Genomic DNA, 16,753 nt, shown 5'->3' with positions numbered 1-16,753 from the left:
ATATAAACACCGGCACGGTCAGGAAGAAAAGCGGTCAGCCGCGCGCCAATTCCGCACGACGGCGGCGTATCGAGCGATAGCGCAGCGCAAGGAAGAAGGTCAACTCCACCAGCACGACGATGGCGAGGATGCGGAAACCGACGGACACCAGATTATGATCGCCGCCGCGCATCAGATAGCCGATGTAAAGGAACGCCGAATTCCATATCACCGCGCCCAGCAGCGTGGCGCAGGCAAAGGGCAGGATCGGCAGTCGTAGCGCGCCTGCACCGATACCGAGATAGTTGCGCACCGTTGGAATGAGCTGCGCGACCAATGAGGCGACAAAGGCCTTGTGGCGATAGGCTTCGGCGAGCTTGCGATAGGTCGAAAGCGGCAGGAAGACATATCTGCCGAAACGTCCGACCAGAGCCTCCGCGCGCGCCTCGCCGAGGCGGCGTCCCATCGCGTACCAGAACAGCGAGCCGAGAGTGGACCCGGCAACGGTGATCAGCAGAAGCAGTTCCAGCCGATCCAGACCCGGCGCCGCCGTCATGCCGAGGAACAGCAGGACGATGTGTGACGGCGGCGCCGGAAAGATCTTCTCGACGGACGCGATACAGAACACGCCAAGAAGTCCGGAACCCAGAATGACTGGCAGCGGACCGGTCACGATGCGTAGCGCCAGTCGTACGACTTGACGACCGGAATGCGGCTGATGCGATAGACCGTGGCCGGCGGGAAATTGCGCAGCGTGTGGCCTATACGGGTGGCTTTGAGGTCGAGCTGGTCGAGCATGCTCTGGTCGATCGGGCAACGCAGGCCGAGCGTGAACTGGTAGAGGGAGGCGCCGGGCCGCAGGTTGGCGAAGACCCCCTCCAGGATCAGTCGCGTGCGACGCGGCGAAATCAGCCGGAACGGCAGGCCACTGACGGCCGCGCCCAGGACCGGACCGTTGAACAGCGCCAGATGACGCAAACCGGTGGCGTCCATCTCAAAGATGCGCGCGGAGGGAAACCGCTTGGTGAGCAAGGCTGCAAAATCGCTGTCAGCCTCGATGAGGGTCAGGTCTTTTTCCCTGACGCCCTTTTCAATCAAAGCACGCGTGAAAGGTCCGGTGCCGGGTCCAAGTTCCAGGACCGGACCGGTGTCCGGGCCGATCTCCTTCGTCATCAAGGCCGACAACGTGGCACTGGACGGAGTTACCGAACCAATTTTGAATGGCGCCGCTGCCCAAGCCATCAGAAATGAGAAAGCATCATTGGTGTGCATATCATCCTCGATCCGAAATCGAACTGCCGGCGAATCGAACGCCAGCCGATGCAGCGCTGTTTGCTGGTGCTGGATTGCATAAACATTGCGAAAGATGGCGATCTGACACAAAAAGCGTGCCCCAGGCGCTCACATTATTTTGCCATGTTTACGCAATGTTGAGGTCGTAGCCCGCCGTAACGAGTTCTACTGCACGAGACGACAATGCGTATCCTTCTGGTCGAGGACGAACAGGAAATGGCTTCGGCACTGCGCGTGGCGCTCAAGCGTCATGACATGGTGGCCGATCACGCCGCCTCGCTTCTCGAGGCGGAAGATTTTGTGGCGACCGACAGCTATGACGCCATCCTGCTCGACCGCCAGTTGCCGGACGGCGATGGGCTTTCGCTGGTGAGCAAGCTGCGCGCCGGTGGCAGTGCCACGCCTGTGCTCGTCCTGACGGCACGTGGCGACACCGCCGACAAGGTCGATGGATTGAATGTCGGCGCAGACGACTATCTGGCCAAGCCTTTTGCCTTCGAGGAACTGATGGCGAGGCTGCGCGCACTGCTGCGCAGGCCGGCGACGGTGCATTCGCAGGTGATCCGCGCCGGCGACCTCGCCTTCGACGTCGGCCATCGCGAGGCCAGCATACGCGGCGAGCCGATGGCGCTGCCGAGGCGGGAATTGCTGGTGCTGGAAGCCCTGATGCGACGCATGGGCCGCATGGTGCAGCGCGAGTCGCTGATGGAGGCGGTGTTCGGCCTCGACGATGAAATCCAGTCCAACGCCCTCGACACCCATGTTTCGCGCCTGCGCCGCAAACTGGCCGAGGCCGGTGTCGGCGTGACGATCAATGGCGTGCGTGGTGTTGGCTATCTGCTGCGCGAGACATCATGATCCTCGGTAAACCACGTCGACCTCGTTCACTGAAATGGAGCCTGGTGCTGCGCATCGTCTTGCTGCAAGGCATCCTGATCACATTACTTGTTCCGCTGCTTATCGTGGCGTTGATGATGTTCGGCGCTGCCAGCCTGAACGACTATGAAGGCGGTACGGCCGATGTCATCAAGGACGCGCTTGCCCGCGACACAGACGGCAAGCTGATACTCAACCCGACACGCGAACTTGCCGAACTGCGAAGAACCGAGAAGAACCTCTGGTACGTCGTGCGCGACAAACAGGGCAACATGCTGAAGGAAGGCACGATCCCGCCAGCGTTGGCGCCGTTCGCGGATCAGCTCGACAACATCAGCGAGGCGCGCTTTTCCTGGACGATGGGCAAAAACTCCGACAGGCCAGCCGGTATCGTGTCGTGGGAGAGCGAGACGGGAGCCGGCGAAGTGCAGATCCTGGCCGGCACCGAAGGCAAACTCTCCTGGGGCCGCCTGGGGCTTGCCGCCTGGCAGTTCTTTTTGGTCGTTATCCTGCCCGTCGTAGGTGTCATGGCGCTGGCGACGCTGTTCGTGACACCTTGGGTCGTGCGTGGCGCACTGCGAGGATTGGGGGCAGCGGCCACCGAGGCCGGGCAGATCGACATCGACAAGCGCGGCATGCAGTTGCCTCTCAAAGATGTGCCAATGGAGGTGACACCACTGGTCAATGCCGTGAACGAGGCGCTGGTGCGGCTGGACAATGGTTATGAGCGCCACCGCCGCTTCCTCACCGACGCCGCGCATGAGCTACGCACGCCGGTGGCCATCCTCAACACCCGCGTCGCCTCCTTGCCGCCAACGCCAGAACGAGCCCGTGTCTTGCGCGACGCAGCGCGGCTGTCCACGCTGACCGATCAGTTGCTCGACCTGCAGCGGCTCGGACGCCAGGTCGACAGCATGGCGAAAGTCGATCTGGTCGATATCGCCCGCAGCGTCGTGCTCGACATGGCGCCGATCGCCTTCTCCTCAGGCTATGAAATGGCCTTCGAGCCCGATGTTGAGAAACTGGCGGCCACCGGCGATCGCGCTTCGATCGAGCGGGCGGTCACCAGCCTTGTCCAGAACGCAATCGAACATGGCGGTAACCGCGGCAAGATCACCATCAGCGTCGTCAAGCCAGCGACCATCGAAATCCTCGATGAAGGTGAAGGCGTGCCCGAAGACGAGCGCAAGAAGATCTTCCAGCCCTTCTACCGTCTGCGTCCCCACGATCACGGCGCCGGGTTGGGCCTCAATCTGGTGCAGGAGATCATGCAGCTGCATGGCGGGCGCATCGAAGTGCTGGACGGCAGTCCGGGTGCGCTGTTCAGGATCAGTTTTCCGACGCGTCCGAAAAACGAAGAAACGCCCCGCAAGGGGTGCTGATCCGAGCAATTCCAGGAAAAGTGTTTTCGCGTTTTTCGAAAAAACCGGAAACGCTCTACGCGACGGCCGGAACCGGAGCCAGATTGCCCCTGGCCACCGACAGCAGCGAGGACACCAGCGACTGGCGTTCCTGCTCCGACAGGACCTGGAAGTCGAACAGGCTGGCGCTGCGCATGCCTTCGACCGCGAAATAGGTGAGCAAAAGCGCCTTGAAATCGGGCGTTTCCGCCTTCAGCCGGTCGAACAGCTCGCGCTGGAAGATGCGGATCGGAGCCAGGAAATCGGGATTTTCGGCGATGGCCGAGAATATCCACGCCGAAGGGGGCTGATCCTCCTCGAACTTCTTGGCCGACAGCTTGACATAGGCAGCCAGAAGATTGCCCTGGGCGCAATCCTGCCTGGCTGTCTCCAGCGCTTCCTGGAACTCCTGCAGATGATGTTCGACCAGTGCCTGCATCAGCTTGGCCTTGCTTGGAAAATTGTAAAGCAGACCACCCTTGGAGACACCGGCACGTTGAGCGACCGCATCCAGCGACAGATTGCCCGGACCCGACTCGCGCGCGACGTCTGCCGCCGCAGCCAGGATCTTTTCGCGTGAATTCGCTCGTGGTTTCTTCATCTCTGTCGCCCATAAGACACAGTTGTGTCCTTATTCTGAAATCCGCCGCAGCGAAGTTCGAAAACATGACACTAGGCGCAATTGACAAGACCGTCCAGACGGTACAGTAAAGCGTCGAAAAAAGTGAAGGCCGGGGTTTCGCAAAATGCGCACCCGGCTATTTTGATTCGACTGTCATTGCCACGCGCGTTCGAGGGATCCCATGATCAAGCGCTTCATCATCCGTTTCATCCTGCTTGTCCTCGTGGCCGTGGTGGCCGGCGGCATCATCTGGTTCAACTTCTTCCGCGACAAGATGATTGCCGGGTTCTTCGCCAACATGCCGGCCAATGTGCTGACGGTTTCGGCCAAGAAGATCGAGCCGACCACCTGGACCCCTGGCATCGAGGCCATCGGCACCGTCGGCGCCTCGATGGGTGTCGACCTGACGATGGAAACGTCTGGCGTGGTCAAGGAGATCCTGTTCAAGGCCAATGACAAGGTCGAGAGCGGCCAGCTCCTGGTGCGTCTCGACGATGCCGTCGAACAGGCTGACCTGATCGCCGCCAAGACCAAGGCAACGCTCGACCAGCAGGCACTGGCGCGCGCGCAAGCGCTGCGCAAGACCGGCGTCGGCACCGAGGCCGCACTGGACACTGCCAATGCCAATGCCGAAACCTCGATCGCCCAGGTCGCCAAGGCACAGGCCCAGGCGGATCTCAAGCTGCTCAAGGCACCCTTCGGCGGCATCGCCGGCATTCCGAAGATCGAGCTCGGCCAGTATGTCGCGCCCGGCAACGCCATCGTCACGCTGCAGGACATGGACACGATGCGCGTCGACTTCACCGTTCCCGAGCAGCAGCTCGAGAAGCTGAAGGTCGGCCAGCCGGTCACCTTCGGCCCGACCTCGGAAGACATGTCGTTCAAGGGTGTCGTCACCGGCATCGATCCCAAGATCGACCCGAGCAGCCGCCTGGTTTCGGTGCGTGCCCGCATCGACAATCCGGAAGGGCGCCTGAGCCCCGGCCAGTTCGTGCAGGTTCGCGTCGAGCTGCCCAAGGAAGACAACGTCATCACTGTCCCGCAGACGGCGCTGACCACCAGCCTTTATGGCGACTACGTCTACACCGTCGTTCCGGCCAAGCCGAAGGAAGCGAAGCCCGCCGACAAGGCCGCGGAGGCGAAGCCTGCCGAAGGCGCCAAGCCGGCTGAAGCCGCAGCCCCTGCCGCGCAGAAGCCGGCTGGCAGCGAAGGCCCGCAGCTTGCCGTCGACCAGGTCTTCGTCAAGATCGGCCGGCGCTTCGGCGGCGTCGCCGAGATCATCGAAGGCGTCAAGGCAGGCGACGAGGTCGTCACCGCCGGCCAGAATCGGTTGAGCAACGGTGCCCTGGTCAAGATCGACAACACGGTCGACCCCAGCAAGCCGGCAGAGCAGAAGGCTTCCGCCCAATGAGTTTCTCTGACCTTTTCATCAGACGGCCCGTCCTCTCGACGGTGCTCGGCGCCATGATCCTGCTCCTGGGTATCCAGGGCATCTTCAACCTGGCGATCCGCCAGTACCCGAAGGTCGAGGAAACCGCGATCACGGTGACCACGGCCTATCCAGGCGCCAGCGCCGACCTGATCCAGGGCTTCATTTCGGCCCCGATCGCGCGTGCCGTCGCCTCGACGGAAAACATCGACTACGTCAAGTCGTCCAGCGCGCCGTCGGCGAGCACCGTGACGGTGCAGATGAAGCTCGGCTCCAATCCCGACGTCGCGCTCGCCGAAGTCCTGTCCAAGGTGCAGGGCGTGCGCGGCGACCTGCCTTCGGAAGCCAAGGACCCGGTGATCGTCAAGGGCACCGGCGACTCGTTCGCGATGATGTACATCTCGATGCAGAATCCGAACATGACGAAGGAGCAGCTGACCGAATACATCGACCGCGTCGTGCGTCCGCGCATCACCACGGTCGAAGGCGTCGCCGACGTCAAGATCTTCGGCGCCCAGCAATATTCGATGCGCGTGTGGATCGATCCGATCAGGCTCGCTTCACGCGGTGTCACCGCCGCGGAAGTGGTGCAGGCGATCAACAACTCGAACTTCCTGTCCGCTCCGGGCAAGACCGAGAACGAATATGTGATCTCGTCGATCACGGTGCGTTCGACCCTGCAGACGCCCGAGGCCTTCGCGGCCCTGCCAATCCGTTCGGTCGACGGCAATGTGGTGCGCCTGCGTGACGTGGCACGCGTGGAGCTGGGTGCCGAAAACACCGACACCCGCGTGACCTTCAACGGCAAGCCCGGTACCTTCCTGGCCATCTTCCCGACGCCGGCCGCCAACCCGCTGACGACCGCATCGGCTGTCCAGAAGCTGGTGCCGGTGATCCAGGAGACCCTGCCCAAGGGCATGACGATCCAGGTTGTCTATGACTCGACGGAGCAGATCAGCGCCTCGATCGAGGAAGTGTTCAAGACCATCGCCGAGGCCGTGGCCATCGTCGTCGTCGTCATCCTGCTGTTCCTGGGCTCGTTCCGGTCGGTGCTGATGCCGATCATCACGATCCCGCTGTCGCTGATCGGCGTCTGCTTCATCCTCTATTTCATGGGCTACTCGATCAACCTGCTGTCGCTGCTCGCCATGGTGCTGGCGATCGGCCTGGTGGTCGACGACGCGATCGTGGTGGTGGAGAACATCCACCGCCACATCGAAGAAGGCATGACGCCGATGCAAGGCGCCTTTGCCGGCATGCGTGAAATCTTCTCCGCCGTCGTGGCGATGACGATCACGCTGGCGGCGGTGTTTGCCCCGCTTGCCTTCACCGGCGGCCTCACCGGCTCGCTGTTCCGCGAATTCGCGGTGACGCTGGCGGGCGCGGTGGTCCTTTCCGGTGTCATCGCCGTGACCATCACGCCGATGATGTCGGCTCGTCTTCTCAAGGCCGGCTCGCACAGCCGGTTCCAGAAAATCGTGGACGGCACCTTCACGCGCATCGAAAACGTCTATGAGCGACTGGTCCAGGCATCGCTCGGTGCGCGCTGGGTAACCTTGCTGATCGTCATCGCGCTGGTCGGGGTGACGGGCTTCATGTTCACCAAGACCTCGAGCGAACTGGCGCCGGAAGAAGACCAGGGCTTCCTGCTCTCGATCGTCACCGGCCCGCAATATGCGACGTCGGACTACACCGAAGCCTACGTCAACCAGATGCTCGGCCTGGTGCAGGATATCCCGGAAACCCGGGCGCTGTTCTCGGCTGTCGCCTTCGGCGGCGCCACCAATGGCGCTTTCGTCGGCTTCGCCTTCAAGGACTGGGCCGACCGTATTCGTTCGTCGAAGGAAATTCAGGCTGACATCACCGAACGCCTGAAGAAGGTCGCCGGCGTCGAGGCTTTCGTCTTCGCACCGCCGACGCTGCCGGGTTCCGGCGGCGGCCTGCCGGTCGGCCTCGTCGTTCGCTCGACGGGCGAAGCCTCGAAGGTGTTCGAGGTGGCCGAAGAGATCAAGCAGAAGGCGCAGGCCTCCGGCCGTTTCATCGTCGTGCAGAACTCGATGTCGTACAACGCGCCGCAGACCACGATCACCATCGATCGTGATCGCGCCGCGGCACTCAACATTCCGATCAGCGACATCGGCCGCACGCTGACGTTGCTGGTCGGCGGCAATGAAGTGGCGAAGTTCGACCGCGACTCCAACGCCTACAAGATCATGCCGCAGGTGCCGATGGTCTATCGCGACAATCCCGACAAGCTCGGCGAGTATTTCGTGCGCAGCGTGACGGGCCAGATGGTGCCGCTGACCTCCGTGGTGAAGATCACCACCGATGCATCGCCGGCGGCAATCGAACAGTTCAACCAGCTGAACTCGTCGACGATCACCGCACTGCCGATGCCCGGCGTCACGACGGGCGATGGCCTGAAGACGATCGAGGACATCGCCCGGGCGAGCATGCCGGACGGTTTCTTCATCGACTACACCGGCCAGTCGCGGCAGGAGAAGGAACAAGGCAACACGATCATCATCGCCTTCATCGCGGCGATCATCGTGATCTACCTGGTTCTGGCGGCGCAGTTCGAAAGCTTCCGCGACCCGCTCATCATCATGATGTCGGTGCCGCTGTCGATCTTCGGCGCTATCTTGCCGCTCAACCTGATCAACGGTGGCATCGCCGGCGCAACGCTGAACATCTACACCCAGGTGGGATTGATCACACTGATCGGCCTGATCACCAAGCACGGCATTCTGCTGGTGGAGTTCGCCAACCAGCAGCGTGAAGAACACGGCCTGTCGATCCGCGAAGCCATCGTCGCCTCGGCCAAGGTTCGCCTGCGCCCGATCCTGATGACCACCGCCGCCATGGCGCTGGGCGTCGTGCCGCTGATCGTCGCCCAGGGTGCGGGTGCCGCCGCGCGCTTCTCCATGGGTCTGGTGATCTTCACCGGCATCCTGGTGGGCACCTGCTTCACGCTGTTCGTGGTGCCGATGTTCTACACATTCCTGGCGCATCGCGGCCACGCACCGGCAGAGAGGCCGGCGGCGGGGGCGCTTGAACCCGCGGAATAAGCGGCAGCCGACAGGCAAAAAAACAGGGCGCTGGAGCAATCCGGCGCCCTGTTTGCTTGAGACGCTGGAAATCAGCCGTTGGCGGCCGCTTCCAGCGCCGCGATGTCGATCTTCACCATCTTCATCATCGCCTGCATGACGCGGTCGGCCTTCGCTCCGTCCTTGTCCTTGAGCAGCCTGGGCAGAATGTCGGGCACCACCTGCCAGGAAATGCCGAACCTGTCCTTCAGCCAGCCGCACTGCACCTCCTTGCCGCCATCGGCGGTCAGCCCGTTCCAGAAATGGTCGACCTCTTCCTGGTTCTTGCAGTCGATGCTCAGCGAGATGGCATCGTTGAAGCTTGCATGCGGACCGCCGTTCAGCGCCTGGAAGCGCATGCCGTCCAGTTCGAAGTCGGCGACAAGCAGACTGCCTTCCGGACCATGGCCGCCCTTGCCCCAGCGCGTTTCGCTGACGATCCTCGAATTCTTGAAAATAGACGAATAGAACTTGATCGCATCCTCGGCGTCGTTGTTCTCGAACCAGAGGCAAGCGGTGATCTTCTGCATCTTCTTCTCCTGGGAGGTCCCGTTTCGAATGTTTTGCGGCGGCTCTGGAACGCGACCTGAAGGTCGTAAGACAGGCTGCCGTCACATCAAGGACGGGCTCGATTGCCGTGATCCGACAGGCGCCCTGAATTTTTCTCGGGAGACGACCGCGCGGCACGTCGCGCGTCCGTGAAGCCGGTTTTGTCGCAAAACCGTGGCCAGACTGGCTCATGGCGTATATAACGCCAGCTTCCTATCTACATTCATCGCACAGGAACGTGCCTTACAGGCATCAAGGACAGTACCCATGCCAGCCTACCGCTCCCGAACCACCACTCATGGCCGCAACATGGCCGGCGCCCGCGGCCTGTGGCGCGCCACCGGCATGAAGGACTCGGATTTCGGCAAGCCGATTATCGCGGTGGTGAACTCCTTCACCCAGTTCGTGCCGGGGCACGTGCATCTCAAGGACCTCGGCCAGTTGGTGGCGCGCGAGATCGAGACGGCCGGCGGCGTCGCCAAGGAGTTCAACACGATCGCCGTCGACGACGGCATCGCCATGGGCCATGACGGCATGCTCTATTCGCTGCCGAGCCGCGAACTCATCGCCGACAGCGTCGAGTACATGGTCAATGCGCACTGCGCCGACGCCATGGTCTGCATTTCCAACTGCGACAAGATCACGCCCGGCATGCTGATGGCGGCGATGCGGCTCAACATCCCGGCCGTCTTCGTCTCCGGCGGCCCGATGGAAGCCGGCAAGGTCGTCTGGAAAGACAAGGTGACCGCCGTCGACCTGGTCGACGCCATGGTGGCCGCTGCCGACGACAGGGTTTCCGACGAGGAAGTCAACGTTATCGAGCGCTCGGCTTGCCCGACCTGCGGCTCGTGCTCGGGCATGTTCACCGCCAATTCGATGAACTGCCTGACCGAGGCGCTTGGCCTTTCCCTGCCGGGTAACGGCTCGACGCTCGCAACGCACGCCGATCGCAAGCGGCTCTTCGTGGAGGCAGGCCATCTCGTCGTCGACCTGGCCCAGCGCTACTACGAGCAGGAAGACGAAAGCGTTTTGCCGCGCAACATCGCCTCGAAGCGGGCTTTCGAGAATGCGATGACACTGGACGTCGCCATGGGCGGCTCGACCAACACCGTGCTGCACATCCTTGCTGCCGCCCTGGAAGGCGGCATCGATTTCACCATGGACGACATCGACCGGCTTTCGCGCAAGGTGCCGGTGCTGAGCAAGGTCGCACCCGCCAAGTCCGACGTGCACATGGAAGACGTGCACCGCGCCGGCGGCATCATGGCCATCCTTGGCCAGCTCGACAAAGCCGGGCTGATCAATCGCGACCTGCCCACTGTGCACTCGGCGACAATGGGCGACGCGCTGGAGCGCTGGGACATCTCCCGCACCACCGCCGAGAACGTGCGCAAATTCTACATGGCAGCGCCCGGCGGCGTGCCGACCCAGGTCGCCTTCAGCCAGGACCGCCGCTGGGACGAGCTCGACCTCGATCGCGAAAAGGGTGTCATCCGCTCCGCTGAACACGCCTTCTCGAAGGATGGCGGTCTTGCCGTACTGAAGGGCAACATCGCACTCGACGGCTGCGTGGTGAAGACCGCCGGTGTCGACGAGTCGATCCTGAAGTTCACCGGCCCGGCCAAGGTCTATGAGAGCCAGGACGCCGCGGTGAAAGCCATCCTCGGCAACGAGGTCGTGGCCGGCGACGTGGTGGTGATCCGCTATGAAGGTCCGAAGGGCGGCCCCGGCATGCAGGAGATGCTCTATCCGACCAGCTACCTGAAGTCGAAGGGACTCGGCAAGGCCTGTGCCTTGCTGACCGACGGCCGCTTCTCCGGTGGCACGTCCGGCCTGTCGATCGGCCATGCCTCGCCGGAAGCGGCGACCGGCGGCGCCATCGGCCTGGTGCGCGAGGGCGACCAGATCGCCATCGACATTCCCGGCCGCACCATCAATCTCCTGGTCAGCGACGAGGAGCTGGCGGCACGCCGCAAGGAGCAGGACGCCAAGGGCTGGCAGCCGGCCGAGAAGCGCAAGCGCAATGTGACGCCGGCCCTGCGCGCCTATGCCGCCTTCGCGCTCAGCGCCGACAAGGGTGCAGTCCGCCACGTGCCGGAATAAGCGTCACCAAAAGCGTCAGCGTTTCCGTGGAAAACGGAAACGCTCTATCGGTTGGTGAAGGAATACTCGCAGGATTGTACGTCAGCAGAAGACGAGGCCCTTTGGGTCGAAAGGGCTGGCACGAAGCTGCCGAGATGTTGAAGATCGGCTAATTCGTGCCGAGGATCGGCGAGCAAGTCGTCACTTGAACGGCGTCGAGAACGAGAGATTCCACAACGAACCATCGTCGTGGTAGGTGGCGCGCACCTGCAGCCCGTCTTTGGCCCACTGGTCCCATTCGACGATATCTTCGTCTACTTCCGTCTTCTGTGGCGTACCGAACTCGCGCAGTGCGTCTTCCCTTCTGGTGATGGGCCCGTCGCTGAACGGAATCGGCCCCAGATACGGCTTGAAGCCTTTGCTGACCGGGCCATATGCAAACACCCCGACCAGGATCGCCTTGCCCGCATCCTTGGGAGAGGTAATTTTCTGCTCGTAGCTTTCCCGTTCCCAGAATGCCAGTTCCAGTCCCAGAGACTTGAGTTCAATGGCATCCGAGCCTTCGACCCGGAGTGTCCTGGTGGACAAGGAATGAACGTCTGCTCCCGCGGACTTCAAAAGTTGAGCGAGATTGGTATTCAGTTCGGAATGCCCGAAGAAGGGTAATAGCTCTTTCAGTGTCATGGCTACCTCGGCGGATCCTCAAGCGACGCGTTTCTCTAAAGACTGTCAAGCGTTCAAGGCCGAGCTTTGCCACTTCCACCGGCGACTACCTCTGTCGTGAAATTGACCAACCCCTCGAACCACACCAACAGATTCAATCCAGAAGGCTTCGTCTTTCCCTAGCCTACAATCCTGCTGAGTTTCCCTTGCCACCCCTCTACGCCTGGATCAGATACAGCTTGCGGGTTGTCTCGATGATCCGCCACTCGCCCTTCCAGCCTTTCGGCAGCACCAGCAGGTCGCCCGGACCAAGGATACGCGACTGCCCCTGATGGTCCCGCATCTCGGCCTTGCCCGAGACGATGTGGCAGATCTCCGTCGTGTCGGAGCGATCGGCGGTGAAGCGGCCCGGCGTGCATTCCCAGACACCGACGTCCAGCTTGCCGTCCGGCGAGCTCCACAGCGAGGTCGCGGCTTCCATCTGGTTGCCCTCTATGGAGGTCGGCTTGGGCGCCGGCGCACCCAGTTCGACACCGGCGAGGCTCTTGAACGTCTCCAGATCGATCATCGTCATTCTCTGTTTTTCATGGAAAATCAGTGTCCCGTGATCCGGTCGGCGATCGCCGCCAGACGGGAGGAATGCTGCAGGCCCTTCGCCTCGCGCTCGTCGGCGATGCGATAGAGCTGGTACATGGAATGAACGCCGAGCCATCTAAGTGGTTCGGGTTCCCACTTGCGCACCTGGCGATTCACCCAGGGCAGCCGCACCAGATCGGTATCCTGGCCGAGAATGAGGTCGGTCAGCGTGCGGCCGGACAGGTTCGAGCTCGACACGCCCAGTCCGACATAGCCGCCGGCCCAGCCGATTCGCGTCTTCGGATCGAGGCCGACCGTGGTGCACCAGTCGCGCGGCACGCCGAGGACGCCGCACCAGGCATGGTCGATGCGCAGATGCGCGACCTGCGGCAGCAGGCGCTTCAGGATGGCATGCAGCTTGTCGATGGTCGCTTGCTGGGTCTGCCCGTTCACATCCGTCGCTGAACCATAGCGGTACGGCACGCCGCGCCCGCCCATGGTGATGCGGCCTTCACGGGTACGCTGCGCATAACAATAGGCGTGGGCGGTATCGCCGAGCAGTTCGTAGCCGGCCCAGCCGATCTTCTTCCAGAGTTCGTCCGGCACCGGCTCGGTGACGATCTGCGCGCTGTTGAGCGCCAGCCAGGTGCGTTCCTGCCCGGGCAGGCCGGCGCTGAACCCTTCGGTCGCGCGGATGATGGTCCCGGCCTTCACCGTCCCGCGATCGGTCGAAACGATGCCCAGTTCGATGTCCGTGACGGTGGTCTTTTCGTAGATCGCGACACCCAGCCGTTCGACGGCCTGTGCCAGGCCGCGCACCAGTTTTGCCGGCTGCACGCGCGCCTGCCCGTTGATGACATAACCGCCAAGCGCGTTGTTGATGTCGATGCGGGCTTTCACCTGCGCAGCGTCCAGCCACTCCAGCCGGGAGGGGTCGACACTCCAGCTCCGTGCCTCGTCGAACTCGGACCTGGCCCGGTCGAGCTGCGGGACATTGGTCGCGACGCTGAGATTGCCGGCGCAGCGGATGTCGGCGTCGATACCCTCCTTCTCAGCCACGCGGATGACCTCATTGACGGTGCCGGCCATCGCCTCCTGCATGGCGACCACGCCCTCGCGTGTCGATGTCTTCAGATATTTCTCCCGCGACCAGCCGAAACCGCCGGAAAGCCAGCCGCCATTGCGCCCGGAGGCACCGAACCCGGCAAACTCGCGTTCGAGGATGGCGATGGAGAGATCGGGCCTGGCCTGTTTGAGATAGTAGGCCGTCCACAATCCGGTATAGCCGGCACCGACGATGGCGACGTCGACGGCAAGATCGCCTGGCATCGGCGGCCGCGGTGCGGGCAGGCCGCCGATGTCGGCATACCAGAACGAGACGTCGCCATTGCGCTCAGCATGCATGATGATGGTGTTTCCGTTTCGTCAGGTGAGAGTGGTGTCGGCCGTGCTGTCGTCGGCAAGCAGCTTGGCGTCTTCGCCGCGGAAGCACAGCTCGACCGCCTCACCGATCGCGAAGCTTTCATCCGTCAGCGGCGATCGCACGATGGCCGTCGAACCGTCGCGCAGCGAGACCTCGTATTTCGAGCCGGAGCCGAGATAGATCGCTTCCGATACCGTGCCGGAAAGCCGGTTGTCGCCGTCGCGGCGATCGAGGCCGGGCCGGCGGATTGCAAGCTTTTCCGGGCGCAGGAGCATCACGGGCTGGTTGTCGCCCGCGTGTTTTTGTGGTGCCGTCACGGTCTCGCCGGCGATGTCGAGCGCGGTGCTCGACCTGTCGCCGCGCGATTGGCCACGCAGCACGGTGGAATCACCGATGAAGCGGCCGACGAAGAGTGTCGCGGGCGCATCATACAGGTCGCGCCCGGTGCCCACCTGTTCGATCTTGCCGCGGTTGAAGACGGCGATGCGGTCGGACAGCACAAGCGCCTCTTCCTGGTCGTGCGTGACATAGACGAAGGTGGTGCCGAGCTCGCGGTGGATGCGCTTGATCTCCAGCTGCAGCCATTCGCGCAGCTTCTTGTCGAGGGCACCGAGCGGCTCGTCCATGAGCAGCAGCGGCGGGTCGAAGACGATGGCACGTGCGAGCGCGACGCGCTGCTGCTGGCCGCCGGAGAGCTCGCTGGGATAACGATGGGCGAAGTCCGCCATGCGCACCATGTCGAGCGCCCGCTTCACGCGGGCCTCGCGCTCGGCCTTGGCGACACCGCGCAGGCTGAGCGGATAGGCGACGTTGCGGCCGACCGTCATATGCGGGAAGAGCGCGTAGTGCTGAAAGACGACACCGATGTTGCGCTTGTGCGCCGGCACACCGACCACGCTGCGCCCACCCACCTGCAGGCTGCCGGCGCTGACCTCGGTAAAGCCCGCCACCACGTTGAGCGTCGTCGTCTTGCCGGAACCGGAGGGGCCAAGCAGCGTCATGAATTCGCCGGGCTCGATATGCAGCGAAATGTCATCAAGCGCCCGGAAGCTGCCATAGGCCTTGCTGACCGCGCTCAGGTCGATGGCTGCGCCGCGCTGTTTACCGGTCTCGCTCACAGGCCGCTCCTTCTGTCGCGTCCCAGCAGCAGCAGGCCGCCGCCGATCAGGATGGTGGTGGTGCAAAGCAGGATCGTGCCGACGGCAGCCACCGTCGGATCCGCATCGCGTGTGATCGAAGTGAATATCTGCACCGGCAATGTCTTCATGTAGGGGCTGGTGATGAACAGCGAGACGATGACCTCGTCGAACGACGTCACGAAGGCAAAGAGCAGGCCGGACAGGATGCCGGGCGCGATCAGCGGCAGTGTCACCGTGCGGAAGGTCGCGATGCGGCCGGCGCCAAGGCTGGCAGCAGCGGTCTCCAGGCGCTTGTCGAAGACTTCGAGGCTGGCCTGCACGGCGATCAGCACGAATGGCAGCGCCAGGATCGTATGGGCAAGCACGAAGCCGGTCATGGTGCCGACAAGACGCGCATCGAGGTAGACCGCATAGATGCCGATCGCCAGCACGACGCCCGGCACCACCATCGGCGTCAGCAGCAGCATGCGCAGCAGCCCCGCCGACTGCGCCCGCATGCGGTCGAGCCCGAAGGCGGCGAGCGTGCCGAGGGCGGTGGCAAGGACGGCGACGACCGTGGCCACCTTCAGCGAATTCAGGAAACTCGTCGACCATTCCGGATTGGTCACGAAATTCTGGTACCACTGCCAGGAGAAGCCCTGCGGCGGGAAAGCCAGCGACTTGTTCTCGTTGAAGGACATCGGCACGACAACCAGCGTCGGCGCGACCAGCCAGAGGCCGATGAGGATGCAGGCAAGGCCCAGCAGCGCGCGGGTGAGTGGATGCATGGCCATCAGCGCGTGCCCTGCTTGTGTTTCTGGCGCATCAGCGGGCCCGCAAGCGCCAGCAGGATAAAGGTCGCGACAAGAAGCACCACGCCCATCGCACCGCCGCGACCCCATTGCAGCAGGCTCAGCACCTGGTTCTGGACCAGCGTCGACAGCATGGTAGAGCGCGGCCCGCCGAGCAGAGCGGGAGTGATGTAGAAGCCCAGCGCCAGGATGAAGACGATGATCGCGCCGGCATAGACGCCGGGCAGCGACAACGGCAGGTAGACGGTGAAGAAGGCCCGAACCGGACCGGCGCCGAGGCTGCGCGCCGCCTGCACGAGGCGCAGGTCTATGCCCTTCATGACCGAGTAGAGCGGCAACACCATGAAGGGCAGCAGCACCTGCGCCATGCCGATGACAACGCCGACCTGGGTTCGGATCAGCCTGACGCCATCAAGGCCGACCGAGCGCAGGATCGAGTTGATGACGCCGGAATCCTGCAGCAGGATGACCCAGGAAAGCGTGCGCACCACGCCGCTTACCCAGAACGGGATGAGCACGCAGAGCGTGAGCAGCAGGCGAACCTTGGGTCCGACGGCGGTCATGGCATAAGCGAAAGGATAGGCACAGATCACGCAGACGACCGTGACCCAGGCCGAGATGACAAAGGTACGCTGCAGCACGACGAGATTGACCGGCGTGCTGAAGAACCAGCTGTAGTTCTGCAGGCCCCATTGCGGTTCGGCGAAGCTTCGCAGAACGATCGTCGCCAACGGGTAGCCGATGACGGCGACGAGCAGGACCAGCGCCGGCAAGGCCAGCGCGAGCGCGCCCCAGGACCGCCGGGGAGGAGCGGCCCTTTCGGATGGAGTGACGCTCGCGCCCAT

Annotated in this window: 15 protein-coding genes; 5 read left to right on the top strand and 10 right to left on the bottom strand. The window is 63.1% G+C overall.

The features are described 5' to 3' along the window. Positions 1–34: 34 nt before the first annotated feature. Together ACFWYE_RS14045 and ACFWYE_RS14040 are read right to left on the bottom strand one after the other, a co-directional pair. Complete coding sequence (locus tag ACFWYE_RS14045) at positions 35–652, bottom strand: DedA family protein (protein WP_379112109.1); 618 nt, start codon at positions 650–652, stop codon at positions 35–37. After that, on the bottom strand, positions 649–1,152 hold the full coding sequence (locus tag ACFWYE_RS14040; RefSeq protein ID WP_379064451.1) for a class I SAM-dependent methyltransferase: 504 nt from the start codon (positions 1,150–1,152) through the stop codon (positions 649–651). The genes ACFWYE_RS14045 and ACFWYE_RS14040 overlap by 4 nt, the downstream gene beginning before the upstream one ends. Before the next feature lie 303 nt (positions 1,153–1,455). Between ACFWYE_RS14040 and ACFWYE_RS14035 the strand changes: the two genes are divergently transcribed. Together ACFWYE_RS14035 and ACFWYE_RS14030 are read left to right on the top strand one after the other, a co-directional pair. Next, positions 1,456–2,130, top strand: coding sequence for a response regulator transcription factor (locus tag ACFWYE_RS14035; RefSeq protein WP_379064453.1), 675 nt, complete (start codon positions 1,456–1,458; stop codon positions 2,128–2,130). Next, positions 2,127–3,530, top strand: coding sequence for a sensor histidine kinase (locus tag ACFWYE_RS14030; protein WP_379112107.1), 1,404 nt, complete (start codon positions 2,127–2,129; stop codon positions 3,528–3,530). The genes ACFWYE_RS14035 and ACFWYE_RS14030 overlap by 4 nt, the downstream gene beginning before the upstream one ends. A 55-nt stretch (positions 3,531–3,585) precedes the next feature. On the opposite strand, the gene ACFWYE_RS14025 is transcribed toward ACFWYE_RS14030, so the two are convergent. After that, positions 3,586–4,149: a TetR/AcrR family transcriptional regulator gene (locus ACFWYE_RS14025; RefSeq protein ID WP_379112105.1), complete on the bottom strand. Its 564-nt coding sequence runs from the start codon at positions 4,147–4,149 to the stop codon at positions 3,586–3,588. A gap of 202 nt (positions 4,150–4,351) precedes the next feature. Here ACFWYE_RS14025 and ACFWYE_RS14020 point away from each other — a divergent pair, with 202 nt between their 5' ends. Continuing rightward, positions 4,352–5,581, top strand: a complete 1,230-nt coding sequence (locus tag ACFWYE_RS14020; protein ID WP_379064459.1) for an efflux RND transporter periplasmic adaptor subunit — start codon at positions 4,352–4,354, stop codon at positions 5,579–5,581. Continuing rightward, positions 5,578–8,667 (top strand): efflux RND transporter permease subunit, encoded by a 3,090-nt coding sequence (locus ACFWYE_RS14015; protein WP_379064461.1) that lies wholly within the window; start codon positions 5,578–5,580, stop codon positions 8,665–8,667. Before ACFWYE_RS14020 ends, ACFWYE_RS14015 begins: the two co-directional genes overlap by 4 nt. Before the next feature lie 71 nt (positions 8,668–8,738). Here the strand turns inward: ACFWYE_RS14015 and ACFWYE_RS14010 are convergent, their stop codons facing one another. Next, the gene (locus ACFWYE_RS14010; protein WP_379064463.1) at positions 8,739–9,215 is read right to left on the bottom strand and encodes a VOC family protein; all 477 of its coding nucleotides are present in this window, start codon (positions 9,213–9,215) and stop codon (positions 8,739–8,741) included. Between the two features lie 286 nt (positions 9,216–9,501). Between ACFWYE_RS14010 and ilvD the strand changes: the two genes are divergently transcribed. Then, a complete protein-coding gene (ilvD, locus tag ACFWYE_RS14005) occupies positions 9,502–11,337 on the top strand; it encodes a dihydroxy-acid dehydratase (protein ID WP_379064465.1) in 1,836 nt (611 codons plus the stop codon). A gap of 180 nt (positions 11,338–11,517) precedes the next feature. On the opposite strand, the gene ACFWYE_RS14000 is transcribed toward ilvD, so the two are convergent. From ACFWYE_RS14000 to ACFWYE_RS13975, 6 genes are all read right to left on the bottom strand, one after another. Beyond that, entirely contained in the window at positions 11,518–12,000 is a 483-nt protein-coding gene (locus tag ACFWYE_RS14000; protein WP_379064467.1) for a hypothetical protein, read from the bottom strand. 196 nt (positions 12,001–12,196) lie between these two features. Beyond that, positions 12,197–12,547 (bottom strand): cupin domain-containing protein, encoded by a 351-nt coding sequence (locus ACFWYE_RS13995; RefSeq protein WP_379112521.1) that lies wholly within the window; start codon positions 12,545–12,547, stop codon positions 12,197–12,199. Between the two features lie 26 nt (positions 12,548–12,573). Next, complete coding sequence (locus ACFWYE_RS13990) at positions 12,574–13,959, bottom strand: NAD(P)/FAD-dependent oxidoreductase (RefSeq protein WP_379112103.1); 1,386 nt, start codon at positions 13,957–13,959, stop codon at positions 12,574–12,576. Positions 13,960–13,980: 21 nt separating this feature from the next. Further along, on the bottom strand, positions 13,981–15,096 hold the full coding sequence (locus tag ACFWYE_RS13985) for an ABC transporter ATP-binding protein (RefSeq protein WP_379112101.1): 1,116 nt from the start codon (positions 15,094–15,096) through the stop codon (positions 13,981–13,983). Next, positions 15,093–15,890, bottom strand: a complete 798-nt coding sequence (locus ACFWYE_RS13980; protein WP_379112099.1) for an ABC transporter permease — start codon at positions 15,888–15,890, stop codon at positions 15,093–15,095. Before ACFWYE_RS13980 ends, ACFWYE_RS13985 begins: the two co-directional genes overlap by 4 nt. Further along, entirely contained in the window at positions 15,890–16,753 is an 864-nt protein-coding gene (locus tag ACFWYE_RS13975) for an ABC transporter permease (protein WP_379112097.1), read from the bottom strand. The genes ACFWYE_RS13980 and ACFWYE_RS13975 overlap by 1 nt, the downstream gene beginning before the upstream one ends.

Origin of the sequence: Mesorhizobium sp. NPDC059025 (genome assembly GCF_042739655.1) — a bacterium.
Taxonomy (GTDB): domain Bacteria; phylum Pseudomonadota; class Alphaproteobacteria; order Rhizobiales; family Rhizobiaceae; genus Mesorhizobium.
Note: the sequence above shows the minus strand (reverse complement) of the source record. Positions and strands in the feature narration are given on the sequence as shown.